25 protein-coding genes and 2 tRNA genes are annotated in these 26,918 nt (G+C 71.1%); 19 read left to right on the forward strand and 8 right to left on the reverse strand.

The window, feature by feature from the left end:
- Positions 1 to 13: 13 nt before the first annotated feature.
- From ROT00_RS02000 to pepN, 5 genes are all read right to left on the reverse strand, one after another.
- Positions 14 to 736, reverse strand: coding sequence for a response regulator transcription factor (locus ROT00_RS02000; RefSeq protein WP_404771939.1), 723 nt, complete (start codon positions 734 to 736; stop codon positions 14 to 16).
- The gene (locus ROT00_RS02005; protein WP_404771941.1) at positions 733 to 2,055 is read right to left on the reverse strand and encodes a sensor histidine kinase; all 1,323 of its coding nucleotides are present in this window, start codon (positions 2,053 to 2,055) and stop codon (positions 733 to 735) included. The genes ROT00_RS02000 and ROT00_RS02005 overlap by 4 nt, the downstream gene beginning before the upstream one ends.
- Positions 2,056 to 2,065: 10 nt before the next feature.
- The gene (locus ROT00_RS02010; protein WP_404771942.1) at positions 2,066 to 2,932 is read right to left on the reverse strand and encodes an ABC transporter permease subunit; all 867 of its coding nucleotides are present in this window, start codon (positions 2,930 to 2,932) and stop codon (positions 2,066 to 2,068) included.
- A complete protein-coding gene (locus ROT00_RS02015) occupies positions 2,929 to 3,840 on the reverse strand; it encodes an ABC transporter ATP-binding protein (RefSeq protein WP_404771943.1) in 912 nt (303 codons plus the stop codon). The genes ROT00_RS02010 and ROT00_RS02015 overlap by 4 nt, the downstream gene beginning before the upstream one ends.
- 117 nt (positions 3,841 to 3,957) lie before the next feature.
- Complete coding sequence (gene pepN, locus ROT00_RS02020; RefSeq protein WP_404771944.1) at positions 3,958 to 6,528, reverse strand: aminopeptidase N; 2,571 nt, start codon at positions 6,526 to 6,528, stop codon at positions 3,958 to 3,960.
- 126 nt (positions 6,529 to 6,654) lie between these two features.
- On the opposite strand from pepN, the gene ROT00_RS02025 reads away from it, so the two are divergent.
- The 6 genes from ROT00_RS02025 to ROT00_RS02050 all read left to right on the forward strand — a co-directional run bounded on the left by ROT00_RS02025 (position 6,655) and on the right by ROT00_RS02050 (position 13,003).
- Positions 6,655 to 7,641 carry a DUF2332 domain-containing protein gene (locus tag ROT00_RS02025; protein ID WP_404771945.1) on the forward strand — a complete coding sequence of 329 codons (987 nt, stop codon included), beginning with the start codon at positions 6,655 to 6,657 and terminating at the stop codon, positions 7,639 to 7,641.
- Positions 7,642 to 7,651: 10 nt separating this feature from the next.
- Positions 7,652 to 8,182 (forward strand): ribose-5-phosphate isomerase, encoded by a 531-nt coding sequence (locus ROT00_RS02030; RefSeq protein WP_404771946.1) that lies wholly within the window; start codon positions 7,652 to 7,654, stop codon positions 8,180 to 8,182.
- A 9-nt stretch (positions 8,183 to 8,191) separates the two neighbouring features.
- A complete protein-coding gene (locus ROT00_RS02035) occupies positions 8,192 to 9,196 on the forward strand; it encodes an Fpg/Nei family DNA glycosylase (RefSeq protein ID WP_404771948.1) in 1,005 nt (334 codons plus the stop codon).
- 95 nt (positions 9,197 to 9,291) lie between these two features.
- A complete protein-coding gene (locus ROT00_RS02040) occupies positions 9,292 to 10,851 on the forward strand; it encodes a multicopper oxidase family protein (RefSeq protein ID WP_404771950.1) in 1,560 nt (519 codons plus the stop codon).
- Positions 10,838 to 12,304, forward strand: coding sequence for a sensor histidine kinase (locus ROT00_RS02045; protein WP_404771952.1), 1,467 nt, complete (start codon positions 10,838 to 10,840; stop codon positions 12,302 to 12,304). The genes ROT00_RS02040 and ROT00_RS02045 overlap by 14 nt, the downstream gene beginning before the upstream one ends.
- Before the next feature lie 36 nt (positions 12,305 to 12,340).
- Complete coding sequence (locus ROT00_RS02050; protein ID WP_404771953.1) at positions 12,341 to 13,003, forward strand: response regulator; 663 nt, start codon at positions 12,341 to 12,343, stop codon at positions 13,001 to 13,003.
- Between the two features lie 106 nt (positions 13,004 to 13,109).
- Here ROT00_RS02050 and ROT00_RS02055 read toward each other — a convergent pair whose 3' ends face one another.
- Positions 13,110 to 13,595, reverse strand: a complete 486-nt coding sequence (locus ROT00_RS02055; RefSeq protein ID WP_404771955.1) for a Dps family protein — start codon at positions 13,593 to 13,595, stop codon at positions 13,110 to 13,112.
- A gap of 201 nt (positions 13,596 to 13,796) precedes the next feature.
- Between ROT00_RS02055 and ROT00_RS02060 the strand changes: the two genes are divergently transcribed.
- The 8 genes from ROT00_RS02060 (at position 13,797) to clpX (ending at position 19,768) form a co-directional block, all read left to right on the forward strand.
- Positions 13,797 to 13,867 (forward strand) — tRNA-Gly (locus tag ROT00_RS02060).
- Positions 13,868 to 14,073: 206 nt separating this feature from the next.
- Positions 14,074 to 14,148: transfer RNA gene (locus tag ROT00_RS02065), tRNA-Pro, on the forward strand.
- Positions 14,149 to 14,197: 49 nt separating this feature from the next.
- Positions 14,198 to 15,652 carry a trigger factor gene (gene tig / locus ROT00_RS02070; RefSeq protein WP_404771957.1) on the forward strand — a complete coding sequence of 485 codons (1,455 nt, stop codon included), beginning with the start codon at positions 14,198 to 14,200 and terminating at the stop codon, positions 15,650 to 15,652.
- Positions 15,653 to 15,742: 90 nt separating this feature from the next.
- Positions 15,743 to 16,264, forward strand: coding sequence for a tetratricopeptide repeat protein (locus ROT00_RS02075; protein ID WP_404771958.1), 522 nt, complete (start codon positions 15,743 to 15,745; stop codon positions 16,262 to 16,264).
- 74 nt (positions 16,265 to 16,338) lie between these two features.
- Positions 16,339 to 16,926, forward strand: coding sequence for an ATP-dependent Clp protease proteolytic subunit (locus ROT00_RS02080; protein ID WP_404771960.1), 588 nt, complete (start codon positions 16,339 to 16,341; stop codon positions 16,924 to 16,926).
- Positions 16,927 to 16,952: 26 nt separating this feature from the next.
- A complete protein-coding gene (locus ROT00_RS02085; protein ID WP_404771962.1) occupies positions 16,953 to 17,630 on the forward strand; it encodes an ATP-dependent Clp protease proteolytic subunit in 678 nt (225 codons plus the stop codon).
- A 14-nt stretch (positions 17,631 to 17,644) separates the two neighbouring features.
- Positions 17,645 to 18,394 carry an AAA family ATPase gene (locus tag ROT00_RS02090; protein WP_404771964.1) on the forward strand — a complete coding sequence of 250 codons (750 nt, stop codon included), beginning with the start codon at positions 17,645 to 17,647 and terminating at the stop codon, positions 18,392 to 18,394.
- A gap of 96 nt (positions 18,395 to 18,490) precedes the next feature.
- On the forward strand, positions 18,491 to 19,768 hold the full coding sequence (gene clpX, locus ROT00_RS02095; RefSeq protein ID WP_404771965.1) for an ATP-dependent Clp protease ATP-binding subunit ClpX: 1,278 nt from the start codon (positions 18,491 to 18,493) through the stop codon (positions 19,766 to 19,768).
- Positions 19,769 to 19,908: 140 nt separating this feature from the next.
- Here the strand turns inward: clpX and sepH are convergent, their stop codons facing one another.
- The gene (gene sepH, locus ROT00_RS02100) at positions 19,909 to 21,012 is read right to left on the reverse strand and encodes a septation protein SepH (protein WP_404771966.1); all 1,104 of its coding nucleotides are present in this window, start codon (positions 21,010 to 21,012) and stop codon (positions 19,909 to 19,911) included.
- A gap of 193 nt (positions 21,013 to 21,205) precedes the next feature.
- Here sepH and ROT00_RS02105 point away from each other — a divergent pair, with 193 nt between their 5' ends.
- On the forward strand, positions 21,206 to 21,499 hold the full coding sequence (locus ROT00_RS02105) for a DUF4193 domain-containing protein (RefSeq protein ID WP_404771968.1): 294 nt from the start codon (positions 21,206 to 21,208) through the stop codon (positions 21,497 to 21,499).
- A gap of 15 nt (positions 21,500 to 21,514) precedes the next feature.
- On the opposite strand, the gene ROT00_RS02110 is transcribed toward ROT00_RS02105, so the two are convergent.
- A complete protein-coding gene (locus tag ROT00_RS02110) occupies positions 21,515 to 21,961 on the reverse strand; it encodes a DUF3093 domain-containing protein (protein WP_404771969.1) in 447 nt (148 codons plus the stop codon).
- 38 nt (positions 21,962 to 21,999) lie between these two features.
- Between ROT00_RS02110 and dut the strand changes: the two genes are divergently transcribed.
- From dut to acnA, 4 genes are all read left to right on the forward strand, one after another.
- Positions 22,000 to 22,458: a dUTP diphosphatase gene (gene dut, locus ROT00_RS02115; protein ID WP_404771970.1), complete on the forward strand. Its 459-nt coding sequence runs from the start codon at positions 22,000 to 22,002 to the stop codon at positions 22,456 to 22,458.
- Positions 22,455 to 23,078, forward strand: coding sequence for a DUF3710 domain-containing protein (locus ROT00_RS02120; protein WP_404771972.1), 624 nt, complete (start codon positions 22,455 to 22,457; stop codon positions 23,076 to 23,078). The genes dut and ROT00_RS02120 overlap by 4 nt, the downstream gene beginning before the upstream one ends.
- A complete protein-coding gene (locus ROT00_RS02125; RefSeq protein WP_404771974.1) occupies positions 23,078 to 23,902 on the forward strand; it encodes a DUF3159 domain-containing protein in 825 nt (274 codons plus the stop codon). Before ROT00_RS02120 ends, ROT00_RS02125 begins: the two co-directional genes overlap by 1 nt.
- A 156-nt stretch (positions 23,903 to 24,058) precedes the next feature.
- Positions 24,059 to 26,869, forward strand: a complete 2,811-nt coding sequence (gene acnA / locus ROT00_RS02130; protein WP_404771975.1) for an aconitate hydratase AcnA — start codon at positions 24,059 to 24,061, stop codon at positions 26,867 to 26,869.
- The last annotated feature ends 49 nt before the right edge of the window (positions 26,870 to 26,918 follow it).

The following is a 26,918-nucleotide window of genomic DNA, read 5'->3' on the forward strand; positions in this document are numbered from 1 at the left end:
GGCGCGGTCGTCGTCAGCCGAGCAGCCCCTGCTCGTACGCCAGGATGACGAGCTGCACCCGGTCGCGGGCGCCGAGCTTCTGCAGCACCCGGCCGACGTGGGTCTTCACCGTCGACTCGGAGAGGAAGAACCGCTCGGCCAGCTCGGCGTTGTTGAGCCCCTCGGCGATCGCGAGCAGGATCTCCCGCTCGCGGGCGGTGAGCGCGTCGAATCGCTCGGTCTGGGCGCGCCGGACCGTGCGGGGCGCGCCGCCCGTCGGGCCGGCCGGGTCGCCCGCCGCCGGCAGCTCGGCGGCGAAGAGCTCGAGCATCCGCCGGGTCACGCGCGGCGACAGTGCGGCCTCTCCGGTCGCGACGGTGCGGATGGCGGCGACGAGCTCCTGCGGGCGCACGTCCTTCAGGAGGAACCCGCTCGCACCCGAGCGGATGGCCGCGAAGGCGTACTCGTCGAGGTCGAAGGTGGTGAGCACGATGATGCGGATCTCCGGATGCCGCGCACTGAGCTCGGCCGTCGCGGCGATCCCGTCCATGCCAGGCATCCGCACGTCCATCAGGACGACGTCGACCGGGGTCTCGCGGACGAGGCGGAGCGCCGCCAGTCCGTCGCCGGCCTCGCCGACGACCTCGATCCCGGGCTCGGCGTCGAGGACGAGCCGGAAGCCGGTGCGGACGAGGGCTTGGTCGTCAATGATGGCGACGCGGACGGCGTCGGCGGTCTGGAGGGCGTCGGTGCTCATTCGGGGGTCCCGTCGGTCGATGGCGGTTCGGAGCTGGGCGGGGCGGCGGTGCCCCGGGCGGCGTCGACGGGCACGGTCGCCCGGAGCCGCCAGCCGCGGGCGCCCCGCGGCCCCGCGTCGAGCGTGCCGCCGTAGAGCCCGACGCGCTCGCGGAGTCCGGCGAGCCCGCGCCCGGCGCCGCGGGTCGTGGCCGCGTCATCCTGCGGCGACGGGGCGTCGTCCTCGACGACGACCTCGACGGAGCCCGGAAGATGCGAGATCCGGACCTCGACGTGCTGCGCGCCGCTGCCGTGGCGGAGCGCGTTCGTGAGCCCCTCCTGGACGAGCCGGTACACCGCGAGACCCACGGCGGAGTCCGCCTCCGGGATGCCGCTCGTCGCCAGTCGCACCGGCATGCCGGCCTCCCGGAATCCGTCGATCAGCTCCGGGATCGCCGCCACCCCGGGCTGGGGTGCGAGTTCCGCCGGAGCGCCGCCGGGCTCGCGCAGCACGCCGAGCATCCGTCGCATCTCGCCGAGCGCGCTCCGCCCCGTCTCCGCGACCCCGCGCATGGCCTCGGCGGCGCGCTCCGGATCGCGGTCGACGGTCGCGGCGGAGCCGTCGGCGAGCGTCACCATCACGGTGAGCCCGTGCGAGACGATGTCGTGGAGTTCACGGGCGATGCGGGCCCGTTCCGCGGCGGCGGCGAGCTGAGCCTGCTGGTCGCGCTCGCGGGCGAGGTCGTGCGCGCGGGCGATGAGGGCGAGGAGGTAGCGCCGCCGATTGCCGACGGTCACGCCGATGAGCGTCACGATGAGCATGATCGCCGCGTACTGCGAGGAGGTGGCGACCGGTCCGCCGAGGTTCGACGGCGCCGCCCACGCCTCGAGGTACGAGCTCGCGGTGGTGACGGCGACGGAGCCGCCGAAGCCGATCCAGGCAGCCTTCGTCGATCGGTACACGCCGAGGGCGTAGAGCGCGTAGAGGATCGGGAAGCCGTCGCTCATGCCAAACGGGGAGACCATGAGGCAGACGAACCAGGCGATGCCGGTCAGCAACCACGGCCTGCTCCGCCGGAACAGCAGCACGGCCGCGCCGCCGATCGCGATGCCGACGATCTGCAGCACGGTCGCGACGAGCGGCGGGGTGGGGGAGTCCGACGCCATCACCATCGTGGCGATGAAGGTGGGCACCACGTACAGCGCGGCGAGGATCGAGTCCGTCAGACGCGGATGGCGCGCCCAGAACTGCCGGATGACCCCGGGCGGCTTCGGCAGACGGAGCTCACCCCCGACCGCCGGAACGGGGCGGTCGGGGGTGAGCGGCGGTGCGTCCGGCATAGGCAGGACTCTACGCGTCGCGCCGCTTCAGCAGCACGGCGGCGCCGGCGAGCGAGACGGCGAGCCAGGCGAGCACGACGAGCAGGCTCTGCCAGGCGTTCGGCCCCGGGATCGTCGCGGGGTCCGCCCCGATCGTGGTGAACATCGTCATGCCCGCGGAGGAGAGGAGGTACGGCATCGCCGCACCCGCCCAGTCCGCGGGGATGAGCCCGAGCACCGTGGGCAGCAGGAGCAGGATGCCGAGCACGGCGGCGATCCCGCCGGCGCTCGAGCGGATGATCGTGCCGATCCCGAGGGCGAACACCGCGACGAGCGCGAGGTACAGCGCGGCGCCCCCGAGCGTGAGCAGCACGTGCTCGGCGAACAGGGACACCTGCACACCGCTGCCCGCGAAGATCGCCGCGGCGATGCCGAACGCGGCGAGGTTCGTGACGATCCCGACGACGAGGGTCGCGAGGAAGAGCACGACGGCCTTGCCCGCGAGCGCGGGCAGGCGCTTCGGCACGGCCGAGAGCGTGGAGCGGATCATGCCGGTCGTGTACTCGCCGCTGATCACGAGGACGCCGAGCACGCCCGCGACGAGCTGGCCGAAGTAGGTGCCGAAGACGGCCGACTGCAGCACCAGGCCCGTCTGCTCGGCGGGCGGCGCGGCGGATACGTCGATGCCGCTCATGCCGTTCGCGAGGCTGAACGACATCAGCACCGCCATGCCGATCGAGATCGCGGCGACGATAAGGTAGGACCAGACCGTCGAGCGGAGGCTGCGGAGCTTGATCCACTCGGAGCGGAGGATGCCGCCGAAGCTCAACCGTGCGGTGTGCGCGAGGCGGGGCCCGCCCTGCACGGAACGGACGTCGGTCGGGGTGGTCGCGGTCATCGGACGGCCTCCGTACGGTACTCGACTGCGTCGGCGGTGAGCGCCAGGTAGGCCTCCTCGAGCGACGCGTTCTGCGGGGTGAGTTCATGGATGGCGAGGCCGTTCGCCGCAGCGAGGTCGCCGATGCCGGCGGCCTCGATGCCGGTCACCTCGAGGACGCCGGCCTCGGAACGGATGACGACGATCTCGGGGGAGGCGAGGAGCTCTGCGAGCTGCGAGGCGTGCGGCGACCGCACCCGCACCCGCGCACGGGTGCCGCCGGCGATGATGTCCCCGACCGGGGCGTCGGCGATGATCTCGCCGCGCCCGAGCACGATCAGGTGGTCCGCGGTCTGCGCCATCTCGCTCATGAGGTGCGAGGAGAGGAAGACCGTGCGGCCCTCCCCGGCGAGGTGGCGGACGAGCTGGCGGACCCAGAGCACCCCCTCGGGGTCGAGCCCGTTGACGGGCTCGTCGAGGATCAGCACCGAGGGGTCCCCGAGCATGGCCGCGGCGATGCCGAGGCGCTGGCCCATGCCGAGCGAGAAGCCTCCGACGCGCTTGCGGGCGACCGACTCGAGCCCGGTGAGTTCGATGACCTCGTGCACGCGGCGCTTGCCGATGCCGTGCGTGGCCGCCATGGCGAGCAGGTGGTTCTCCGCGGTGCGTCCCGTGTGCACGGCCTTCGCGTCGAGGAGGGCGCCCACCTCGTGGAGCGGGGCGCGGTGCTCGGCGTACGGCTTGCCGCCGACGGTGACGGTGCCCGCGTCGGGGCGGTCGAGTCCGACGATCATGCGCATCGTGGTGGACTTGCCGGCGCCGTTCGGCCCGAGGAAGCCGGTGACCTGTCCCGGGCGGACCTCGAACGAGAGATCGTGGACGGCGGTCTTCGCGCCGTAGCGCTTGGTGAGCGCGGTTGCGGTGATCATGTCTCCGACCCTACGGACGCGCGGACCCCCGGGCATCGCCCGCGGGAATGGTTCGAGGGCGGGGCGGTGGTTCCCGGGTACCACCGCCCCGCCCTCCTGCGGTGCCGTGCGCCGCGACTAGCCGGCGTCGCGCGCCTGCGCGGCGAGTGCGCGCTCCACGCCGGCGACGTTCTCGACGACGAGGCGGCGGAGCGCCGGAGCGGCGTCCGCGTTCGCCGCGAGCCAGGCGTGGCTCGCCTCGACGAGCTCGCGGTTCGCGAGGGTCGCCGGGTAGAGGAGCTCCACGAGCTTCTCGGCGATCGCGTAGCTCCGCTCGGCCCAGACGCGCCCGAGCATGTCGAAGTAGCGCGAGACGAACGGCGCGAGCAGCGAGCGGTCGTCGGCGCGGACGAAGCCCGCCGCGGTGGTGCGCACGACGGAGTTCGTCGCGGTGTCGGCCTCGACAATCGAGGCCCACGCCCGCTGCTTGCCCTCGGCGGTGGGGATCGCGGCGCGGGCGTGCGCCGCGGACTCCTGCCCGGTCGCGGTCTTGTCGGACGCGAGGCGCGCGTCGATCTCCGCGTCACCGGCACGTCCGGCGGCGACGAGTGCGATGAGCAGCTCCCAGCCGAGGTCGGTGTCGATGTCGAGGCCCTCGAGCGCCCGCTCGCCGGCGAAGAGGGCGGCGAGCTCGTCGACGTGGCTGCCGGCCTCGGCGATCGCCGCGAAGTACTTCACGAACTGGAACTGCGCGTCGCTGCCGGGCTCGGCCTGCTGCGCGAGGTCCCAGAGCCCGTCGGCGAGGGCGCGGCGGGCCTCGCCGCGACGCTCGGGCGCGACGTAGGAGCTCGCGCTGAGCTGCGCGTTCGCGAGCACGATGCGGAGCGTCGTCGACTCGGTCTCGGCGGCGATGTTGCCGAGCACGAGCTCGAGGTAGTCGCTCGCGCTCGTCTCGCCGTCGCGGGTCGCGTCCCACACGCTCGACCACACCAGGGCGCGGGCGAGCGGGTCCTCGATCCTGGAGAGGTTCGCGAGCGCGAGCGCCTGCGAGTCCTCGTCGAGGCGGATCTTCGCGTACGCGAGGTCGTCGTCGTTCAGCAGCACGAGACCCGGGCGCGCGAGCCCGACCAGCTCGGGCACCTCGGTGCGCTCGCCGTCGACGTCGAGCTCCACGCGGTGCGTGCGCACCAGCTTGTCGCCCTGCAGCTCGTAGAAGCCGATCGCGAGGCGGTGCGGGCGGATCGTCGGGTAGTCGGGGTGGGCCGACTGCAGCACCGCGAACGAGGTGATCGCGCCCGAGGCATCAGTCTCGATCTCCGGGCGGAGGGTGTTGACGCCCGCCGTCTCGAGCCAGAGCTTCGACCAGCCCGACAGGTCTCGGCCCGAGGCCGCCTCGAGCTCGGTGAGGAGGTCGGCGAGGGTCGTGTTGCCCCAGGCGTGCTTCTTGAAGTAGGCCGAGACGCCGGTGAAGAACGCCTCGATGCCCACCCACGCGGCGAGCTGCTTCAGCACCGAGCCGCCCTTGGCGTAGGTGATGCCGTCGAAGTTCACGAGCACGTCCTCGAGGTCGCGGATCTCCGCGACGATCGGGTGGGTCGAGGGCAGCTGGTCCTGCCGGTACGCCCAGCTCTTCTCCATCGAGTTGAACGTGGTCCAGGCGTGCACCCACTCGGTCGCCTCGGCGGTCGCGATGGTCGAGGCCCACTCGGCGAACGACTCGTTCAGCCAGAGGTCGTTCCACCACTTCATGGTGACGAGGTCGCCGAACCACATGTGCGCGAGCTCATGCAGGATCGTGACGACGCGGCGCTCCTTGATCGCGTCGGTGACCTTTGAGCGGAACACGTACACCTCGGTGAAGGTGACGGCGCCCGCGTTCTCCATCGCGCCCGCGTTGTACTCGGGCACGAACAGCTGGTCGTACTTCGCGAAGGGGTAGGGCACGTCGAACTTGTCCTCGAAGTACGCGAAGCCCTGCTTCGTCTTCTCGAAGATGTAGTCCGCGTCGAGGTACTGCGACAGGCTCTTCCGGCTGAACACGCCGAGCGGGATGACCCGGCCGTCCGAGCTCGTGAGCTCGTCGCGCACCACGTCGTAGGGGCCCGCGATGAGGGCGGTGATGTAGCTCGACATCCGCGGAGTGGGCTCGAACGCCCAGGTCGCGGTGGAGACGTCGTCGGCGCGGCGGCCGGACGGGTGGAGCTCCGGCTCCGGCGTCGGCTGGTTGGAGACGACCTGCCAGTGCGAGGGGGCCGTCACGGTGAATCGGAACGCCGCCTTCAGGTCGGGCTGCTCGAACACGGCGAACATGCGGCGCGAGTCGGGCACCTCGAACTGCGTGTAGAGGTACACCTCGCCGTCGGCCGGGTCGACGAAGCGGTGCAGGCCCTCGCCGGTGTGCATGTACCGGCCGTCGGCGACGACGACGAGCTCGTTCTCCGCGGCGAGGTCCGGCAGCTGGATGCGGACGCCGTCGCTCACCTCGGCGGGGTCGAGCGCGACGCCGTTCAGGGTGACCGAGTGCACCTCGGCCGTGATGGCGTCGATGAACGTCGAGGCGCCGGGCGTCGTCGCCCCGAACCGCACGGTCGTCGTCGAACGGAACACCTCGGGGCCCGTCGTGACGTCGAGGACGACGTCGTAGTCGTGGACCTGGACGAGCGCCGCGCGCTCCTCGGCTTCCAGGCGGGTGAGGTTCTCTCCGGGCACGTGCGCTCCTTCGCTCATCGACGCGGCTCGTGGCCGCAGGCAACGCCGACCAGCCTACTCGCGCGATCGCGCTCCCGCCCGGATACGACGGTTCCGCTCCGGTCGAACCCGACGTAGCGTGGCGGCATGCGCGAGACCATGAATCCGGATGCCTCGACCGCGGCCCGGTACCGGGCGTTCGCCGAGGTCGAGGCGCGAGGGATGTCGGCGACGTACGAGGCCTGGGCCACCGGCGTCGCCGAGGATGCGGCGACGATCGCCCTGATCGAGGAGCTGCCGGTCGCGAAGCGCCAGCCGAACCTCGTGTTCAGCGCCGCCCGGTTCCGCGGTGCGCCGTTGGGCGCGTATCCCGAGCTGCGGGACTGGCTGCACCGGCACTGGGGCGAGGTGCGCGCCACCGTGCGCGACCATGCGACGCAGACGAACGAGGCCGGGCGCTGCGCCCTGCACCTGCCGGTGCTCGCGGGTCTGCCCGGTCCGCTGGCCCTCCTGGAGGTCGGCGCCTCGGCCGGACTCTGCCTCTACCCGGACCGCTACGCGTACCGCTACGACGGCGGTGCGCCGCTCCAGCCGGCGGATGGGCCGAGCCCGGTGCAGCTGGAGTGCGAGACCGCCGGCGGCGTCCCCCTGCCGGCGGCGCTCCCCGAGGTCGTCTGGCGGGCCGGGATCGACCTCCACCCGCTCGATGTGACGCGCGCAGACGACCTCGCCTGGCTCGATGCGCTGATCTGGCCCGAGCACGAGGACCGCCGGGCGCGCCTCCGCGCGGCCGCGTCGCTCGTCGCCGCCGAGCCGCCGCGACTCGTGACCGGCGATCTCGTCGAGCAGCTCGGCCGGGTCGCCGCCGAGGCGCCGGCGGAGGCGACGCTCGTTGTGCTGCACACCGCGGTGATCGCCTATCTCGACGCCTCCGCCCGCCGCCGCTTCGTCGACGAGGTGACGAAGCTCAACGGGCACTGGCTCTCGGTCGAGGGGCGCGGCGTGGTTCCCGGCATCGCGGCGCGGGAGGACCGGCCGAACGAGTCGAGCGACTTCGTGCTCGCCCTCGACGGCGAGCAGCTCGCCTGGGTGCAGCCGCACGGCCGGGCCATCCGCTGGGTCGGCACTCCCTAGAATCGTCAGCATGCGCATCCACATCGCGACCGACCACGCCGGCCTCGAGTTCAGCCGGACCCTCCAGGCCCATCTGACGAACGGCGGTCACGAGGTGATCGACCACGGTCCGGCCGAGTACGACGCGCTCGACGACTACCCCGCCTTCTGCATCAACGCGGCGCTGGCCGTGGCCCGCGACCAGGCGGCGGGCGTCCGCGCGCTCGGGGTCGTGTTCGGCGGCTCCGGCAACGGCGAGCAGATCGCGGCCAACAAGGTGCGGGGCATCCGCGCCGCCCTCGTCTGGAGCATGGACACCGCGCTCCTCGCCCGCGAGCACAACGACGCGAACGTCATCTCGATCGGCGCGCGCCAGCACACCGTCGAAGAGGCGATCCGATACATCGACGCCTTCATCGCCGAACCGTTCTCCGGCGACGAGCGCCACGTGCGCCGCATCGCCCAGCTCGCCGAGTACGAGACCACCGGTGACATCGTCGGCAAGGGCGTGGACACCGCGGCAGGCCCGGCGGAGGCGTCGGAACCGGGCGCCGAGGCATAGGTCGAACGGATGCCAGAGGGCCACTCCGTCCACCGCATCACCCGGCAGTTCGAGCGGAACTTCGTCGGTCGTGTCGTGCACGTCTCGAGCCCGCAGGGGCGCTTCGCCGAGGGCGCGGCGCTCCTCGACGGCCGACGGATGACCGATGCCAGGGCGGTCGGCAAGCAGATGTTCCTCGGCTTCGAGGGCGATCGCTGGCTGCGCGTGCACCTCGGCATCTACGGGGCCTGGGACTTCGCCGGCGACATCCTGCTCGACCCCACGATCGCCTCGGCGAACGGCCGGATGGGGCAGACGAACATGCGGGGCACCTTCCTCGACGGTCCGAACCCCGACGCGGTGGTGCTCGACACGGCGGGCGAGAACTCCCTGACGTCGATCGGGGCGCCCCGGCGCACGCGGCTGCGCATGGCCGAGTCGGAGAAGGAGGGCGACACCTCGTGGTCGTTCCCGCCGGAGCCGGTCGGACAGGTCCGGGTCCGGCTGCTCACCGACACCGTCTGCGCCGACCTCCGGGGGCCGACCGCCTGCGAGGTCCTCGACCCCGCCCAGGTCGAGGCGGTCGTCGCGAAGCTCGGCCCCGATCCGCTGCTCGACGACTCCGCCGAGGCGGAGGAGCGCTTCGTCTCGACGGTGCGGCGCAAGCCCACGCCGATCGCGCTGCTCCTGATGGACCAGAACGTCGTCGCCGGCATCGGCAACGTCTACCGGGCGGAGCTGCTGTTCCGCGCGGGGCTCAATCCGCACACGCCGGGCCGGCTGGTGCCGGAGGAGACCGTGCGCGAACTCTGGCACGACTGGGGCCGGCTGCTGCGCATCGGCGTCGAGACCGGGCAGATGATGACCATGGACGGCCTCGAGGGGGAGGCGTACCGGGCCGCGATGGCGAACCGGGACGACCGCCACTGGGTCTACAAGCGCGAGGGGCTGCCGTGCCGCGTCTGCGGCACGAACATCGTGCTCGAGGAGCTCGGCGCCCGGAAGCTCTACTGGTGCCCGTCCTGCCAGGCCTGACGGCCTCCCGCGAGTGACCGCCGGGGGATAACCCCCGCTGCGATCCGGCCGGGTGCCGGATGGGGCGCCGGGGACCGCCCCGCGAGGCTGGAAGCATGCTCGGCACCAGCACGCGACCTCCGCGCCCCTCTCCGCTCCGCCGGCCCCGCGCGACCCTCGCGTCGGGGCTCACCGCCCTCGCGGCGGGCGGACTCGTCGCGCTCGCGTTCGCCGGGTGCGGGATCGTGACACCCGGGCCCGTGTCGACCCTCGACCGGATCGACTTCGACCGGCCGCTCGTCATCCCGCCGCTCGCCGAGTCGACGGTCGACGCCGACGGCATCCGAGTCTTCTCCCTGACCGCGCAGGCGGGAGCGACCGAGTTCGAGCCGGGCGTGCCGAGCGAGACGTGGGGCTTCAACGGGGCCTACCTGGGGCCGACGCTCGTCGCCGAACGCGGGGAACGCGTCCGAGTCGAGGTGCGGAACGCGCTCGACGAGGCCACCACCGTGCACTGGCACGGCATGCACCTCCCGGCCGAGATGGACGGCGGTCCGCATCAGATGGTCGCCCCCGGCGCGACGTGGGCGCCGGAGTGGCTCGTCGACCAGCCCGCGGCGACCCTCTGGTACCACCCGCACCCGCACGGCGAGACCGAGACGCACGTGAGCCGGGGCCTCGCCGGGGTGTTCCTGCTCCATGACGAGGCCGAGCGCGCGCTCGGCCTCCCCGCCGAGTACGGCGTCGACGACGTCCCCGTCGTGGTGCAGGACACCGGGTTCAGCGCCGACGGGCGGCGCGAGGCCGCGCAGCGCGGCTACGCCGGCGCGCTCGGCGACGAGCTCCTCGTGAACGGCACCCGCTCGCCGTACTTCGAGGCGGGGGACGAACTCGTCCGGCTCCGGGTGCTGAACGCCTCGACGGCCCGCAGCTACGCCTTCGCGTGGGCGGACGAGCGGCCGGTACGACTCGTCGGCACCGACGGCGGGCTCCTCGAAGCCCCGGTCGAGCTGCCGTACGTGCGGCTGTCCCCGGGGGAGCGGGCCGAGCTGCTGGTGCGGCTCACCCCCGGCGAACGGCTCGTCCTCCAGTCGCGGATGTCGGCCGAGATCGCCGGGCTCGTGGGCCCGGTCGCGCAGACGAACGGGGCGGCCGACGCCTTCGACGTCCTCGAACTCCGTGCCGCCGACGAGCTGCGCGCGGCGGCGGCCGATCCCGCCGCGCTCGTGCCGATCGCGTCGTTCGACGAGTCGGAGGTCGTCGCCGATCGCCGGTTCGTGCTCGACGACAGTTTCGAGATCAACGGGCACGCGATGGACCTCGGCCGGATCGATGAGACCGTGACGGTCGACACCCTCGAACGGTGGACCGTCGTCAACGGCACCGCACTGCCGCACAGCTTCCACATCCACGACGTGCAGTTCCAGCTCGCCTCGATCGACGGCGCGCCGCCGCCGCCTGAGCTCGCCGGGTGGAAGGACACGATCTACGTCGAACCGGAGAGCGAGTACGTGCTGCTCCTCCGATTCACCGACTACACCGACACCGACACGCCGTACATGTACCACTGCCACCTGCTGTGGCACGAGGATCAGGGGATGATGGGGCAGTTCGCCGTCGTCGGGCCCGGTCAGCGTGCGACGATGCCCGAGGGAACCGAACATGCCCACCACTGAACAGTCCGCGTCCGAGCCGACCGCTCCCGAGCCGAGCACCACCGAACCGAGCCTGGAGATCATGACCGCCGAACAGCCCAGCACCCGCACGCTCGAGGCGCCGCCGAAGCGCCGTCGCGGCTACGGCGCGCTCTGGGCCGCGGTGCCGCGCGAACTCGGCTTCCTCATCCTCACGATGCCGATCGCCGTGGTCGGCCTGAGCTTCGCCGCCACCGTCTTCTTCACCGGGGTCGGGCTCCTCGCCCTCGTGGTCGGCATCTTCGTGATGGTGGCGGCGTTCTACGTAGCCAGGGGGTTCGGCACGCTGGAGCTCGTCCGACTGGAGTGGGCCGGCCGTCCGCGTATTCCGCGGCCGGACTGGGCGAGGGACGGCCGCGAGGCCGGATTCTGGCGAGCCGCCTTCGTGCCCTTCGTCGACGGCCACTACTGGCTGTACGTGCTGCACACGCTGATCATCAACCCGATCGTGAGCATCTTCACGTGGACGGTGACGATCGTGTGGCTCTCGATGGCGCTCGGCGGCACCACCGGTTGGCTCTGGCAGGGCTTCATCCCCGACGGCGATCGCGGCTTCTGGCTGAACGAGTGGCTCGTGGACCGGCTCTTCCCGGGGAACGACTTCGCCTACGACGTCGTCGCGGGGGAGCGGCTGCTCGAGTTCGTGCTCGGCGTCGTGTTCCTCCTGACCCTGCCGTACGTCTTCCGCGGGCTCACCCTGCTGCACGAGGGCGCGGCGCGCGGGCTGCTCGGCGCCTGGCGCTCGGAGGCGCTCGAGGTCGAGGTCGCTGAGCTCGCCGCCTCGCGGGGCGCCGCGGTGCAGGCGGAGGATGCCTCGCTCCGACGCCTCGAGCGCGATATCCACGACGGTCCGCAGCAGCGCCTCGTCCGTCTGCAGATGGACCTCGCGACGATCGAACGGCGCCTGGAGCGCGACCCCGACGCCGCGCGCGAGCTCATCGGCGAGGCCCGTGAGCAGGCGCGGGAGACGCTCGACGAGCTCCGGGCGCTGTCGCGCGGCTTCGCCCCGCCGCTGCTGCAGGACCGCGGGCTCGCGAGCGCCCTCGAGTCGCTCGCCTCGCGGAGCCCGGTCCCGGTGGTGTTCGAGAACCTCCTGCCCCCGGCGAGCGGACTGCCGGCCGCGATCGAGCGCAACGCGTACTTCGTCGCCGCCGAGCTGCTGACGAACGTCGTGAAGCACACCGACGCCACGAGCGTCCGGCTCCGGGTCGCGGTGCGCGACGCCGGGCCGGCGGGGCACTGGCTCGACCTGTGGGTGACCGACAACGGCTCGGGCGGCGCCAGGATCGAATCGGGGCACGGACTCGCGGGCCTGCACGAGCGCGTGCTCGGACTCCGCGGCCAGTTCCTCGTCGACAGCCCGCCGGGAGGTCCGACGATCATCGGCGCGCACATCCCGTTCCTGCCGGAGCCGCCGACGTCCGCCGCCGGCTGACGCGGCGGGCGGCGCGGCCGCCGCTAGGGTTGGGGCATGCCAGACCCCGCCCGCGGCCCGCTCCGCGTCGTGCTCGCCGAGGACTCGGTGCTCCTGCGTGAGGGGCTCGTCCGGCTCTTCGACGAGGCCGGCTTCGAGACCGCGGGATCGTATCCGGACGCCGAGCAGCTCCTCGCCGCCGTCGGCGACGACGCACCGGATGTCGCGGTGCTCGACGTGCGGATGCCGCCGACGTTCCGCGACGAGGGCGTGCGCGCCGCGATCGAGCTGCGCCGGCGGTACCCGGGGCTCGGCGTGCTCCTGCTCAGTCAGTACGTCGAGGGCACCTACGCGCACGAGCTGCTGTCATCGGGGGAGGGTGGCATGGGCTACCTCCTGAAAGACCGGGTCGCCTCGCTTGACGAGCTCGACGACGCCGTGCGCCGGGTGAGCGAGGGTGGCACGGTGCTCGACCCGCAGGTCGTCCGGGAGCTCCTCAGCCGCCGGGCGGACCCGCTGGAGAGCCTCACCCCGCGCGAGCGCGAGGTGCTCGAGCTCATGGCGGAGGGGCGCACGAACGCCGGCATCGCCGGGCAGCTCTTCATCGGCGTCGGCGCGGTCGAGAAGAACGTCACGTCGATCTTCCAGAAGCTCGGGCTCGAGGACTCGGGCACCGATCACCGCCGCGTGCTCGCGGTGCTGGCTTGGCTTCAGCGCTGAGCCCCGGTCTCAGCGCGAGCCCCGTCTTCCGCGCCGCGTCGCGCCGAGACGACGACGGGGCCGGGATCCTGTGCGGATCCCGGCCCCGTGCACGTCGCTGACGCGGTCAGCTCACACTGAGGTGCGCCGAGAGGAACCAGCGGTCCTTGTCGAGGCCCTGACGGATCGCGATCGCGATGTCCTGGCTCGACGGGTCGAGCGTCTCGAGCCCCTCGATCGCCGCGTTCACCTTCTCGGTCGCGACGTCGATCTGCGCGATGACGTCGGCGATCGTGTCCTCGGACGGCTTGAAGCCGGCCTTCGGGTTCGCCCCGGCGGTCTCCTTCGCGACGGTCGCGATGCGCGCGTCGATCGGCAGGCCGAGGGCGATCACGCGCTCGGCGGCTTCGTCGGACCAGCCCTGCGCGTGCTCCACGACGGTGTCGAGGAACTCGTGCACCGGCAGGAAGTTGATCCCGCGCACGTGCCAGTGCGCCTGCTTGCCGTTCACCGCGAGGGTGACGAGCTCGTGCACGATCGGGGTGAAGAACTGGGCCACTCCTGCGGCGACCTCGGCGTTCGCGCCGGTCTTCGGAGCCATGGTGTCGGTCATCTGTTCCGCCTTCCCTTGGTCGTTGTCTGCTTCAACGCTACGCAGCTGGGGAACTATTTCAAGCAAGGGAAGGCAGGGCTTGCGAAGGGGAGGCGAACCTCACTACGGTCGGATGCCGCACTCGATCCGGCCTGCGCGGCGGCCCGTGCACGGCGACCCCGCGGATGTGCACTACGATCGAACCGTGCCGAGAGGCGCATCGGGGATGTAGCTCAATGGTAGAGCCTCAGTCTTCCAAACTGATTACGCGGGTTCGATTCCCGTCATCCCCTCCGATTCCAGCTCAAGCGCAGTGCGGTTCATGCGGGGTGCGGTTCACGTGCGCGGCCCCGCGCGGGGCCGCGTCCGACGGCGCGCGGTCGCGCGCGTCGCGCGTGTCCTGAGCAGCCCCGTGCGGTGCAGTAGACTTTCTCGGGTCATCCGCGTCCCGGTCTGCTTCGGCATGCCTGCGCGGATGGCGACGAGTTGAGTAGCGACTCGGGGCGTAGCTCAGCTTGGCTAGAGCGCCCGCTTTGGGAGCGGGAGGTCGCAGGTTCGAATCCTGTCGCCCCGACGAGTCGCCTGGCTCGACACGAACTTCCACACAACAGGAGATCTTCCACATGCCGACCACTTCGGTTGAGAAGCTGAGCCCGACGCGCGCCAAGCTCACCATCACGGTGTCGCCCGAGGAGCTGAAGCCCAGCATCGCCCACGCGTACGAGCACATCGCCGAGCAGATCAACGTGCCCGGCTTCCGCAAGGGCAAGGTGCCGCCGCCCATCATCGACCAGCGGGTCGGCAAGGCGGCCGTGCTCGAGCACGCCGTCAACGAGGGCCTCGACGGGTTCTACCGCGCCGCGGTGACGGAGCACGAGCTCCGTCCGCTCGGCCGCCCGGCGGCCGACATCGTCGAGTGGCCGAACGAGAAGGACTTCTCGGGCGACCTGCTCCTCGCGATCGAGGTCGACGTGCGCCCCGAGATCGAGCTGCCCGCCTACGAGGGCCTCGAGCTCACCGTCGACTCGGTCGAGATCGACGAGGCCGAGGTCGCCGCCGAGCTCGACCGTCTGCGCAGCCGCTTCGGCACGCTGATCACGGTCGACCGCCCGGCGAAGACCGGCGACTTCGTGACCCTCGACCTCGTCGCCGAGATCGACGGCGCGCAGGTCGACACCGCGAACGGCATCTCGTACGAGGTCGGCTCGGGCGAGCTGCTCGCCGGCATCGACGAGGCGCTCGACTCGCTCACCGCGGGTGAGACCACGACGTTCACGTCGAGCCTGCTCGGTGGCGAGCACGAGGGCGCCGACGCCGAGATCACCGTGACCGTCACCGCCGTCAAGGAGCGCGAGCTCCCCGAGGCCGACGACGATTTCGCGCAGATCGCGAGCGAGTTCGACACCATCGCCGAGCTCACCGACTCGCTCAAGGAGCAGGTCGCCCGCAACAAGACCTTCGGCCAGGGCACCCAGGCCCGCGACCTCCTCGTCGACAAGCTCGTCGAGCTGGCCGACGTGCCGGTCGCCGACTCGGTCATCGAGGACGAGGTGCACCGCCACCTCGAGTCCGAGAACCGTCTCGAGGACGACGAGCACCGCGCCGAGGTCACCGAGGCGAGCACCAAGTCGTTCAAGTCGCAGATCATCCTCGACAAGATCGCCGAGGTCGAGAACGTCCAGGTCAGCCAGGACGAGCTCACCCAGTACCTCGTGCAGGGCGCCGCGCAGTACGGCATGAACCCGCAGGAGTTCGTGCAGATCCTGAGCGAGCAGGGCCAGATCCCGGCGATGGTCGGCGAGGTCGCCCGCAACAAGGCGCTCGCGATCGCCCTCGGCAAGGCGAAGGTCACCGACGCCGACGGCAAGGCCGTCGACCTCAGCGAGTTCACGGCCGTCGGCGAGGACGAGGCGGAGGCCGAGGTCGTCGCCGAGGCCGAGGAGATCGTCGAGGACGCCGAGGCGGCCGAGAAGCCCGCGCCGAAGAAGCGCGCCGCGGCCAAGAAGAAGGCCGACGACGCCGAGGCGGACGAGAAGCCGGCGCCGAAGAAGCGCGCCGCGAAGAAGTCGGACGCGTAAGCAGCCGCATCCACGGGCGGGGGTCGGGCCGGGTGGCCCGACCCCCGTTCGCGTTCCGAGGAAGCGTTTCGAGGAAGAGGGAGCGAGCGGATGACCGCACTCGCAGATGAGGGCGCCGCCGTGGACGGCTGGCAGCGCGCCGTCGACGCCGTGTGGGCCGAGGCGGTCGCGCTCGGCGAGGACGAGGTGATCCGGCGCATCGATGCGCTCGCGGCCGAGCTGCCGTCCTCCGATCCGCGCGGGCCCTTCGAGGCGGCGGGCGCGAGGGACTCGGCGGGGCGCGAAGCCGACGCCGAGGGGGAGTACCGTCGCGCGCTCGAGCTCGGGCTCGCCGGGCGGGCCCGCACCGAGGCGCTCGTCCAGCTGGCATCCACGGTGCGCACCCTCGGGCGCGCGAGCGAGTCGGTCGAACTCCTCGCGGAGGCCGCCGTCGAGCCGCACGATCTCGGCGACGCGATCACGGCGTTCCGGGCGCTCGCGCTCGTATCGCTCGGGCAGGAGCGGCGTGCGGCAGCCGAGCTCCTCGCGGCCCTCGCCCCGCACCTGCCGCAGTACCGCCGTTCGCTCCTCGCGTACGCGGGGGCGCTCGAAGGCGACGCGCCATCCGCCTAGGGCGAACACCCCCGTTCCGCGCTGTTGCACCGGATAGATTCGATTCAACGCGACAACGAAACGGAGCGACATCCATGGCCGAACCGACACCGCAGCCGGGTGTATTCGATCGACTGCTGAAGGACCGCATCATCTGGCTCGGCTCCGAGGTGCGCGACGACAACGCGAACGAGATCGCCGCGAAGCTGCTGCTGCTCGCAGCCGAAGACCCGAAGAAGGACATCTACCTCTACATCAACTCGCCGGGCGGGTCGATCACGGCGGGCATGGCCATCTACGACACCATGCAGTTCGTGCCGAACGACATCGTCACGGTCGGCATCGGCATGGCCGCCTCGATGGGGCAGCTCCTGCTGACCGCGGGCACCAAGGGCAAGCGGTACATCACCCCGAACGCCCGGGTGCTGCTGCACCAGCCGCACGGCGGCTTCGGCGGCACCGCGAGCGACATCCAGACGCAGGCGCAGCTCATCCTCGACATGAAGAAGCGGCTCGCCGAGATCACCGCGGCGCAGACCGGCAAGTCCGTCGAGCAGATCAACGCCGACGGCGACCGCGACCGCTGGTTCTCCGCGCAGGAGGCCCTCGAGTACGGCTTCGTCGACCACATCCGCGAGTCCGCGCTCGACGTCGCCGGCGGCGGCGGAACGAACCAGGCGTGAACGAGAGAGAGAACGAGCGAATGACAATGCCAGCCTTCACCGGCCCTGCGTACGGCGGCACCGCCTTCTCCGGCGTGCAGGCTCCCGGCTCGCGCTACATCCTGCCGAGCTTCGAGGAGCGCACCGCCTACGGCTTCAAGCGCCAGGACCCGTACGCGAAGCTCTTCGAGGACCGCATCATCTTCCTCGGCGTGCAGGTGGACGACGCCTCGGCCGACGACATCATGGCGCAGCTGCTCGTGCTCGAGTCGATGGACCCCGAGCGCGACATCATGATGTACATCAACTCGCCGGGCGGCTCGTTCACGGCGATGACGGCGATCTACGACACGATGCAGTACATCCGGCCGCAGATCCAGACCGTGGTCCTCGGTCAGGCGGCCTCCGCCGCGGCGGTCATCGCGGCAGCCGGCACGCCGGGACGCCGCCTCGCCCTGCCGAACGCGCGCATCCTGATCCACCAGCCGGCGATGGGGGAGGCGGGCCACGGCCAGGCCTCCGACATCGAGATCCAGGCCGCCGAGATCCTGCGCATGCGCACCTGGCTCGAGGAGACGCTCTCGAAGCACTCCAAGCGCAGCCAGGACGAGGTGCACACCGACATCGACCGCGACAAGATCCTCTCCGCCGAGGAGGCCATGCAGTACGGCCTCATCGACCAGGTGCTGACCTCGCGGAAGACGCTGCCCGCGCTCACGAGCTGAGGCCGGGCACCCGCATGACGAACGGCGCGCTGGACGACCGGCGCGCCGTTCGTCGTCTCTTCGTCCGCCCGGATGCCGCGATCGACCGCCGCTCCTGGCCGGCGTCGGTGCCGGCGGTCCGGCAGCTGCTCGACGAGGGCGCCCTCGAGCTTCCTGCCGGGGTCACCTTCCTCGTCGGGGAGAACGGCAGCGGGAAGTCGACGCTCATCGAGGGCATCGCGATGGCGTACGGGCTGCCGCCCGAGGGTGGCAGCAGCAACGGCGGCGGCAGCACCCGCCCGTCCGAGTCGCCGCTCGGAGACTGGCTCGGCGTCGAGCGCACGGGCGGGGCCCCGCGCTGGGGCTTCTTCCTCCGGGCCGAGACGATGCACGGCTACTACAGCTACCTCGAGGGGTTGCCAGACAGCCCCGACCGGCATCTGCACGCGCTGAGCCACGGCGAGTCGTTCAACGCGCTGCTCGCGGAGAAGCTCAACCACCCGAGGTACACGGCGGGCTTCGTCTGCCTCGACGAGCCCGAGGCGGCGCTCTCCTTCGCTTCGACGCTCACCTGGCTCGCGAACCTCGCCGAGATGGCGGCCGACGGCACCCAGATTGTCTGCGCCACGCATTCGCCCGTGCTCGCCGCGCTGCCGGGCGCGGCCATCCTGGAGCTCGGCGAGTGGGGCATCCGCCCCGCCGAGTGGGAGGAGCTCGAGATCGTGCAGCACACGAGATCGTTCCTGGACGACCCGCGCCGGTACCTGCGCCACTTGATCGACTGACGAGAATCGCCACGCCGCGAACGATCCAGCTCCGCTCCGCCGCAACGACGCCGGCACGGGTTAGGCTCGGAGCAGACGGCTGAGAGGGAGGATGCGATGGCACGCATCGGAGAGAGCGCCGACCTGTTGAAGTGCTCGTTCTGCGGAAAGAGCCAGAAGCAGGTCCAGCAGCTCATCGCGGGCCCCGGCGTCTACATCTGCGACGAATGCGTCGAGCTCTGCAACGAGATCATCGAGGAGCGCCTCGCCGAAGCGGGCGAGACCGAGGCCGGCGAGTTCGAGCTGCCGAAGCCGAAGGAGATCTTCTCCTTCCTCGAGGAGTACGTCATCGGGCAGGAGCCCGCGAAGCGCGCCCTCGCCGTCGCCGTCTACAACCACTACAAGCGAATCCGCGCGAAGACCACGCTCACGACCGCCGACCGCGCCCACGACGACGTGGAGATCGCGAAGTCGAACATCCTGCTCATCGGCCCGACCGGCTGCGGCAAGACGTATCTCGCGCAGACGCTCGCGAAGCAGCTGAACGTGCCGTTCGCCGTCGCCGACGCCACCGCGCTCACCGAGGCGGGCTACGTCGGAGAAGACGTCGAGAACATCCTCCTGAAGCTCATCCAGGCCGCCGACTACGACGTGAAGCGGGCCGAGACGGGCATCATCTACATCGACGAGGTCGACAAGATCGCCCGCAAGGCCGAGAACCCGTCGATCACCCGCGACGTGTCGGGCGAGGGCGTGCAGCAGGCGCTGCTGAAGATCCTCGAGGGCACGGTCGCCTCCGTCCCGCCGCAGGGCGGGCGCAAGCATCCGCATCAGGAGTTCATCCAGATCGACACGACGAACGTGCTGTTCATCGTCGCGGGCGCGTTCGCCGGACTGGAGGACATCATCTCCTCGCGCGCGGGCAAGCGCGGCATCGGCTTCGGCGCCCCGCTGCACTCGAAGCGCGAGGACGCGGAGCTCTTCAGCGAGGTCCTCCCCGAAGACCTGCACAAGTTCGGGCTGATCCCCGAGTTCATCGGCCGCCTCCCCGTCGTCGCCACGGTGACGCCGCTCGATCGCGAGGCGCTCATCGAGATCCTCACCGTGCCGAAGAACGCGCTCGTGAAGCAGTACCAGCGCATGTTCGAGCTCGACGGCGTCGAGCTCGACTTCGAGCCCGACGCGCTCGAGGCGATCGCCGATCTCGCCGTGCTCCGGCAGACGGGCGCGCGCGGTCTGCGGGCGATCATGGAGGAGGTGCTCGGTCCGATCATGTTCGAGGTGCCGAGCTCCACCGGCGTCGCACGCGTCGTCGTGACGAAGGCCGCCGTGATCGACAACGCGGCCCCGACCATCGTGCCGGTGAAGCAGCGCCGCCAGGAGAAGTCCGCCTGAGACCGGCCCGCTCGGGCCGTTCAGACGGCCGGTGGCACCGCGCTCTCGCGCAGCGTCGCGTCGTCCGAGAGTGTTGCCTCCGCAAGGGCTGTGCCCCTCAGAAGGCTGTGCGCTCCGGGAGTGCTGCGAGCGAGGCGGGCTCAGGCCAGGTCGTCGTCGGGACGCGCGCCGAACACGATCTCGTCCCAGCTCGGCATGGAAGCCCGTGAGCCCTTCTTGGCCGAGTTCGCGGCCCCGCGTCCGGAGGCATGCTGCTTGCCGCCCCAGAGCGCGCGTGCGGCCTTGCCGGGGCGGTCCTCGGCCGGCTCCGCCTTCGCCGACGGGGCCGGCGCGGTGAGCGGCTCGGCAGCCGGCAGCGGGAGCTCGGGCTGCTCGACGAGCGGGGTCGGCTCGGCCGGCCGCGAGGCGGGCGCGTCCTGGACCGACTCGCGCTCGCCCCGACGGCGTCGGAGGGCCTCGAGCAGGTCTGCGGTCTCGCCCATGGCCGGTGCGGGCTCGTCGGCCCGCTTGATGGCCGCGCGCGTAACGGCGGGGCTCGACTGCGGCGTGCTGCGCGCGTAGGGGAGCGGTTCGAGCTGCGGTGCCGTGTCGAACTCGCCGTGCTCGGGCTCGTCGAGCGTGAACGCGCCGCTGTCGAAGCGCGAGGCCTCGTCGTCGACCGCGCGGAGCCGCGGGATCAGGCCGCCCTTCAGCTCGCCCTGCTGCGAAAGGGTGATCGCCTCGGAGTTCAGGGGCTGGAGGGCCTGCTTGCGCGGCTCGAAGCTCCAGCGGGCGTCGTGGTCGATCTCGTCGACGGTGAACTCCAGCTTCACCATCCAACCGCGCTCCTCGTCCTTCCAGCTCGCCCAGCGCTCGCCGCTCGCGCCGAGGCGCGCGAGACGATCGCGGATGGCGGACCCGAACGAGGCGGGATCGTCGCCGTCGGGTTCGACCGCGGTGGCGACGGGGACCGCGAGGGCGGAGTTCACGATGTGCTCGCGCTCGGCGACCACCGGGCCCTCGAAGCGGCGGATGTACTCGACCGCGGCGCCGGTGATCTCGGCGACGTCCTCGGCGGACATGCCGGAACGGATGTACGCCTGGATCTCGCGCGGCGGGATCTTCGGCCCCTGATGCTGCTCCGGCTGGGCCTGGCGGATGCGCGATTGCAGCACGTCGTCCACCACGATCCGGAAGCGCGCGCCGTCTTCGGTGGCCACGAGGAGTGCGCCGTCCTCGACCCCGATCACCTTCAGCTCTTGCATCGCGAGAACCCTTCCGTGCCTGCGTTCCCGCCAAGGATGCCACGCGAACGGGCGTGTTCCGGGGAATACCCCGGGCGCGCCGGAAGTTGATCAGGCTGCAGGACCGGAGAGGTCCGCCGCGATGGTTTGCTTACGCCGATGATTTCATGCAGACTATCGCCGCCGAATCCTCGGCGTGAAGGAATGGATGGGAATGGCAACCGACTACGACGCCCCGCGGAAGACCGAAGACGACTCGGAGTCGATCGAGGCCCTCAAGGAACGCGTCCCCGACAAGATGTCGGGTGTGGTCGACGTCGAAGACGCCGACAACCCCGGTAGCTTCGACCTCGCCGGCGCCGACCTCTCGGACGTCGAGCTCGACGTCGTGGTGCTCCCGCCGCAGGCCGACGAGTTCACCTGCGTGAGCTGCTTCCTCGTGAAGCACCGCTCGCAGATCGACCACGACACGAAGCTCGGGCCGATCTGCATCGAGTGCGCCGCCTGAGCGGCGCACCCGCACCTACTCCGGCCGTCGCGATCCGTTGATCGCGGCGGCCAGTTGCTTCGGTCGGCGGCTCGACACGAGCCAGTAGGGCGTCGGGTCGGCGGGATCGACGATCGGGATCCGGACGACGGGCTGCACCCAGCCGCGGATGACGAGGAACGCGCGTGCATCGAGTCCGGTGCCGCGCTCGGCCCGGGCCGCGGCGTCCTCCGCCGCGACCGCCTCGCCGGTGAGGGCGAGCTCGATCTCCGCGCGACCGGCGCGGAGGCGGCCGTCGCGCACCTCGACGACGGGTGCGGTCAGACTGAGCGCGCCGACGACGGCGAGATAGAGGACGATTCCCGTCACGACGCCCGCCGGCATCGAGACCGGTGCGAGCACCAGGATGCTCGACGGGACGAGCAGCAGGCTCACGATGTAGATCCAGGGAGTGGGCCAGAGTTTCTCGCGGTAGACGGGCATGGCTCTATCCCACCAGACTTCTGCACTACCCTCGAACGGTGACCGATTCCGTCGACGTCCTGATCACGGCCGAGCGGGTCCCGAGCTACGCCCATCCGGGCGACGCCGGGGCCGACCTCCACGCCGCCGAGTCCATCGTCCTCGCCCCGGGCGAGCGCGCCACCGTCGGAACGGGCGTGTCGATCGCGCTGCCCGACGGCTACGTCGCCTTCGTGGTGCCGCGCTCCGGGCTCGCCTTCAAGCACGGCATCACCATCGTGAACGCGCCGGGCACCGTCGACGCCGGCTATCGGGGCGAGATCAAGGTCGCCCTGCTGAACACCGACGCGCGCGAGCCGTACGCGATCGAGGCCGGCGATCGGATCGCCCAGGTGGTCGTCATGCCGGTCAGCCGCGCGCGCTTCGTGGAGGTCGAGCGGCTCCCGGGCAGCGACCGCGGCGAGGGCGGGTTCGGATCGACGGGATTCGGCGAGCAGAAGTCAGGAGTGAACGCGTGAGCGAGATCGAGAACGCCGGGAGCGCCGAGCGCCCCGTCGACCACCCGAAGTCCGCGCCCGAGGATCGGGCCACCGCCGGCCCGTTCGACGAGGCCGAGGCGAACCCGGTTCGTCCGTACGTTGACCTCGGCGGGGTGAAGGTGCTGCCCCGCGAGGGTCTGCACCTCCGGCTCGAGGTCGAGGAGGGGTCGAAGCGCGTCGTGGCCGTCGGCCTCGACTACGCGAACTCGACGCTGCAGGTGCAGCCGTTCGCCGCCCCGCGCTCGAGCGGTCTGTGGCACGAGATCCGCGACCAGATCGCCGAGCAGATCGCGAGGCAGGGCGGCACGACGAGCATGCGCGAGGGGGCGTTCGGTCCCGAGCTGCTGGCGCAGATCCCCGTCGCCGCGGCCGACGGTGCGTCCGGCCGGATGCGGCTGGCCCGCTTCGTCGGCGTCGACGGCCCGCGCTGGTTCCTCCGCGGGGTCATCGCGGGCGAGGCGGCCGTCGACCCGGCCGCGGCCGCGCAGGTCGAGGACCTCTTCCGCTCGATCGTGGTGGTCCGCGGGACGACGCCGATGCCGCCGCGCGATCTGATCCCGCTGCGCATGCCGGCGACCGGCGCCCAGCCGCAGGCGTGATGTCGGGCGACGCGGAGCGGGGCGAGGAGGCGTCGGCTGACGAGTCGGGGACCCGGGCGAACGCCGCCGGAACGGATGCTCCCGCTGCGACGCCGGGTGAGTCCTCGGAGCTCGCGGGCGAGTTCGGACGCCAGCTCGCCGCGGCCGCCGAACGCAGCGGGCTCGGTGCGCTCGCGCGCGACGAGCGGCTCAGCGGTCGCGACCTGCTGACGGCGATCGGCGGCGTCCGCGGCATCCTCGAGGCGCTGCTGCCCGGCCTCGTGTTCCTCGTCGTCTACAGCTCACTGACGAGTTTCGCCCACCTCGAGACGCAGGCGGCGCTCGTCCCGGCCCTCGCGGCATCCGTCGGCCTCGCCGTGGTCTTCACGATCGCGCGCGTCGTCGTGAAGGGGCAGCCGACCCAGGCGATCGCGGGCCTCGTGGGCGTGCTCGCCTCGGCGGGCCTGTCGCTGTGGACGGGCCGCGCCGAGGACAACTACGTGCTCGGCTTCTGGACGAACGGCGTCTACGCGACGGTGCTGCTGGTCTCGGTGCTCGTGCGCTGGCCCGTGATCGGGCTCATCGTCGGATTCCTGATGAATGACGGCCTCGCCTGGCGGCAGGACCGGCGCAAGATGCGCGCGGCCCAGTTCCTCACGCTCGTGTGGATCGGCCTCTTCGTGGCGCGGCTCGCGGTGCAGCTGCCCTTCTACTTCGCCCAGAACGTCGAGGCGCTCGGTGCGACCCGGCTCCTCATGGGCGTGCCGCTGTACGCGCTCGTGCTCGTGTTCACCTGGCTCGTCGTACGCGCCGTGTACCCGGCGAAGGATGCCGCCTCCGAGTGATAGAGTTATCTCGACGTCGAGATAAATAGCTCGAACCCGCGGGGCGGGGCGGCAGTGGGGCCATTAGGTTACCCTTGCTGGATCGGCCCCCTGTCTGACGAGCAAGATGAAGTGCCGCGATGCGTTCGCGGCAGGCTTCGCGAAGGAGAGGACATCGTGTCTGCAGTGAACAGTTTCGGGGCGAAGGACACGCTCCGCGTCGGCGACGAATCCTACGAGATCTTCCGTGTCGACACCGTGCCCGGGTACGAGAAGCTCCCCTTCAGCCTGAAGGTGCTGCTCGAGAACCTCCTGCGCACGGAAGACGGCGCGAACGTCACGAAGGAGCAGATCGAGGCGCTCGGCTCGTGGGTCCCCACGGCCGAACCCGACACCGAGATCCAGTTCACGCCCGCGCGCGTGGTCATGCAGGACTTCACCGGTGTGCCGTGCATCGTCGACCTCGCCACCATGCGCGAGGCCGTCCTCGCACTCGGCGGCGACCCCGACAAGATCAACCCGCTCTCGCCGGCCGAGATGGTCATCGACCACTCGGTCATCGCCGATCTCTTCGGCACCGAGAACGCGCTCGAGCGCAACGTCGAGATCGAGTACGAGCGCAACGGCGAGCGGTACCAGTTCCTCCGCTGGGGGCAGACCGCCTTCGACGACTTCAAGGTCGTCCCGCCGGGCACCGGCATCGTGCACCAGGTGAACATCGAGCACCTCGCGAAGGTCATCTACGACCGCTCGGTCGACGGCGTCGTGCGCGCCTACCCGGACACCTGCGTCGGCACCGACTCGCACACCACCATGGTCAACGGCCTCGGCGTGCTCGGCTGGGGCGTCGGCGGCATCGAGGCCGAGGCGGCCATGCTGGGCCAGCCCGTCTCGATGCTCATCCCCAAGGTCGTGGGCTTCAAGCTCTCCGGCTCCATCCCGACCGGCGTGACCGCGACCGACGTCGTGCTCACGATCACCGACATGCTGCGCAAGCACGGCGTCGTCGGCAAGTTCGTCGAGTTCTACGGCTCGGGCGTCGCCTCGGTGCCGCTCGCGAACCGCGCCACCATCGGCAACATGAGCCCCGAGTTCGGTTCCACCGCGGCCATGTTCCCGATCGACGACGTCACGGTCGACTACCTCCGCCTCACCGGGCGGAGCGAGGCGCAGCTCGCCCTCGTGGAGGCGTACGCCAAGGAGCAGAAGCTCTGGCACGACCCGGCCAACGAGCCGGTCTTCTCGGAGTACCTCGAGCTCGACCTCTCGACGGTCGTCCCCTCTATCGCCGGACCGAAGCGCCCGCAGGACCGCATCATCCTGTCGACCGCGAAGGAGCAGTTCGAGAAGGACCTCACGAACTACGCTGACGTCGACCACGACCTCGTCGACCTCGAGATCGCCGAGTCGTTCCCCGCGTCCGACCCGCCCGCGAACTCGCCGGAAGACGAGTACAGCCAGCACGTGCACCACCACAAGAGCCACGCGCCGGTCTCCATCTCGAAGCCGACCCAGGTCGTCGAGTCCGACGGCACCAAGTACACCCTCGACCACGGCGCCGTCACGATCGCCGCGATCACCTCCTGCACGAACACGTCGAACCCCTCGGTCATGCTCGCGGCGGGGCTGCTCGCCCGCAATGCCGTGAAGAAGGGCCTGAAGGCCAAGCCGTGGGTGAAGACCACCCTCGCGCCGGGGTCGAAGGTCGTCACCGACTACTACGAGAAGGCCGGCCTCACGCAGGACCTCGAGGACCTCGGCTTCTACACCGTCGGCTACGGCTGCACCACCTGCATCGGCAACTCGGGCCCGCTCATCGAAGAGGTCTCGGCGGCCGTTCAGCAGAACGACCTCGCCGTGACGGCGGTGCTCTCGGGCAACCGCAACTTCGAGGGCCGCATCAACCCCGACGTGAAGATGAACTACCTCGCGTCGCCGCCGCTCGTCATCGCCTACTCGCTCGCCGGCTCGATGAACTTCGACTTCGAGACCGACGCGCTCGGCACCGACACCGAGGGCAACGAGGTCTTCCTCCGCGACATCTGGCCCGACGCGGCCGAGGTGCAGGCGACGATCGACTCCTCGATCAGCGAGGACATGTTCACCAAGCAGTACGCGAGCGTCTTCGAGGGCGACGAGCGGTGGCGCACGCTGCCGACGCCGACCGGCTCGACCTTCGAGTGGGACGAGAAGTCGACCTACGTGCGGAAGCCCCCGTACTTCGAGGGCATGACGATGCAGCCGTCGCCGGTCTCCGACATCTCGGGCGCGCGCGTGCTCGCGAAGCTCGGCGACTCCGTCACGACCGACCACATCTCGCCCGCCGGCTCGATCAAGGCCGACAGCCCCGCCGGCCGGTACCTGACCGAGCACGGCGTCGAGCGCAAGGACTTCAACTCCTACGGCTCGCGCCGCGGCAACCACGAGGTGATGATCCGCGGCACCTTCGCGAACATCCGCCTGCGCAACCAGCTCCTCGACGGCGTCGAGGGCGGGTACACGCGTGACTTCACGCAGGCCGACGCGCCGCAGTCGTTCATCTACGACGCCTCGCAGAACTACCAGGCGCAGGGCACCCCCCTCGTCATCTTCGGCGGCAAGGAGTACGGTTCCGGCTCCTCGCGCGACTGGGCGGCGAAGGGCACGAGCCTCCTCGGCGTGAAGGCGGTCATCACCGAGAGCTTCGAGCGGATCCACCGCTCGAACCTCATCGGCATGGGCGTCGTCCCGCTGCAGTTCCCGGCGGGGGAGTCGGCCGACTCGCTCGGCCTCGACGGCACCGAGATCGTCTCGATCTCCGGTCTCGAGCAGCTGAACGAGGGCACCACCCCGAAGACGGTGCACGTCGTCGCGGAGCCGAGCGAGCACTCGCCGGCCGGCAAGCAGACGGTGGAGTTCGACGCGGTCGTCCGCATCGACACGCCGGGTGAGGCCGACTACTACCGCAACGGCGGCATCCTGCAGTACGTGCTGCGCTCGCTCGTCTGAGCCGAGTCGCGACCCGGTGGGGCCGGGCGTTCCTGGACGGAGCGCCCGG

Source organism: Agromyces mediolanus (genome assembly GCF_044917495.1).
Classification (GTDB): domain Bacteria; phylum Actinomycetota; class Actinomycetes; order Actinomycetales; family Microbacteriaceae; genus Agromyces; species Agromyces mediolanus_B.

Excerpts from the sequence above, each read along its gene's own strand:
- sepH (WP_404771966.1), bottom strand. The coding sequence starts at position 21,012 with ATGCAAGAGCTGAAGGTGATCGGGGTCGAGGACGGCGCACTCCTCGTG.
- ROT00_RS02010 (WP_404771942.1), bottom strand. The coding sequence starts at position 2,932 with ATGACCGCGACCACCCCGACCGACGTCCGTTCCGTGCAGGGCGGGCCC.
- ROT00_RS02035 (WP_404771948.1), top strand. The coding sequence starts at position 8,192 with ATGCCAGAGGGCCACTCCGTCCACCGCATCACCCGGCAGTTCGAGCGG.
- ROT00_RS02080 (WP_404771960.1), top strand. The coding sequence starts at position 16,339 with ATGGCCGAACCGACACCGCAGCCGGGTGTATTCGATCGACTGCTGAAG.
- ROT00_RS02015 (WP_404771943.1), bottom strand. The coding sequence starts at position 3,840 with ATGATCACCGCAACCGCGCTCACCAAGCGCTACGGCGCGAAGACCGCC.
- ROT00_RS02005 (WP_404771941.1), bottom strand. The coding sequence starts at position 2,055 with ATGCCGGACGCACCGCCGCTCACCCCCGACCGCCCCGTTCCGGCGGTC.
- ROT00_RS02030 (WP_404771946.1), top strand. The coding sequence starts at position 7,652 with ATGCGCATCCACATCGCGACCGACCACGCCGGCCTCGAGTTCAGCCGG.
- ROT00_RS02125 (WP_404771974.1), top strand. The coding sequence starts at position 23,078 with ATGTCGGGCGACGCGGAGCGGGGCGAGGAGGCGTCGGCTGACGAGTCG.
- ROT00_RS02085 (WP_404771962.1), top strand. The coding sequence starts at position 16,953 with ATGCCAGCCTTCACCGGCCCTGCGTACGGCGGCACCGCCTTCTCCGGC.
- ROT00_RS02110 (WP_404771969.1), bottom strand. The coding sequence starts at position 21,961 with ATGCCCGTCTACCGCGAGAAACTCTGGCCCACTCCCTGGATCTACATC.
- ROT00_RS02050 (WP_404771953.1), top strand. The coding sequence starts at position 12,341 with ATGCCAGACCCCGCCCGCGGCCCGCTCCGCGTCGTGCTCGCCGAGGAC.
- ROT00_RS02040 (WP_404771950.1), top strand. The coding sequence starts at position 9,292 with ATGCTCGGCACCAGCACGCGACCTCCGCGCCCCTCTCCGCTCCGCCGG.
- ROT00_RS02075 (WP_404771958.1), top strand. The coding sequence starts at position 15,743 with ATGACCGCACTCGCAGATGAGGGCGCCGCCGTGGACGGCTGGCAGCGC.
- ROT00_RS02045 (WP_404771952.1), top strand. The coding sequence starts at position 10,838 with ATGCCCACCACTGAACAGTCCGCGTCCGAGCCGACCGCTCCCGAGCCG.
- ROT00_RS02025 (WP_404771945.1), top strand. The coding sequence starts at position 6,655 with ATGCGCGAGACCATGAATCCGGATGCCTCGACCGCGGCCCGGTACCGG.
- ROT00_RS02090 (WP_404771964.1), top strand. The coding sequence starts at position 17,645 with ATGACGAACGGCGCGCTGGACGACCGGCGCGCCGTTCGTCGTCTCTTC.
- ROT00_RS02055 (WP_404771955.1), bottom strand. The coding sequence starts at position 13,595 with ATGACCGACACCATGGCTCCGAAGACCGGCGCGAACGCCGAGGTCGCC.
- ROT00_RS02000 (WP_404771939.1), bottom strand. The coding sequence starts at position 736 with ATGAGCACCGACGCCCTCCAGACCGCCGACGCCGTCCGCGTCGCCATC.
- ROT00_RS02105 (WP_404771968.1), top strand. The coding sequence starts at position 21,206 with ATGGCAACCGACTACGACGCCCCGCGGAAGACCGAAGACGACTCGGAG.
- clpX (WP_404771965.1), top strand. The coding sequence starts at position 18,491 with ATGGCACGCATCGGAGAGAGCGCCGACCTGTTGAAGTGCTCGTTCTGC.
- tig (WP_404771957.1), top strand. The coding sequence starts at position 14,198 with ATGCCGACCACTTCGGTTGAGAAGCTGAGCCCGACGCGCGCCAAGCTC.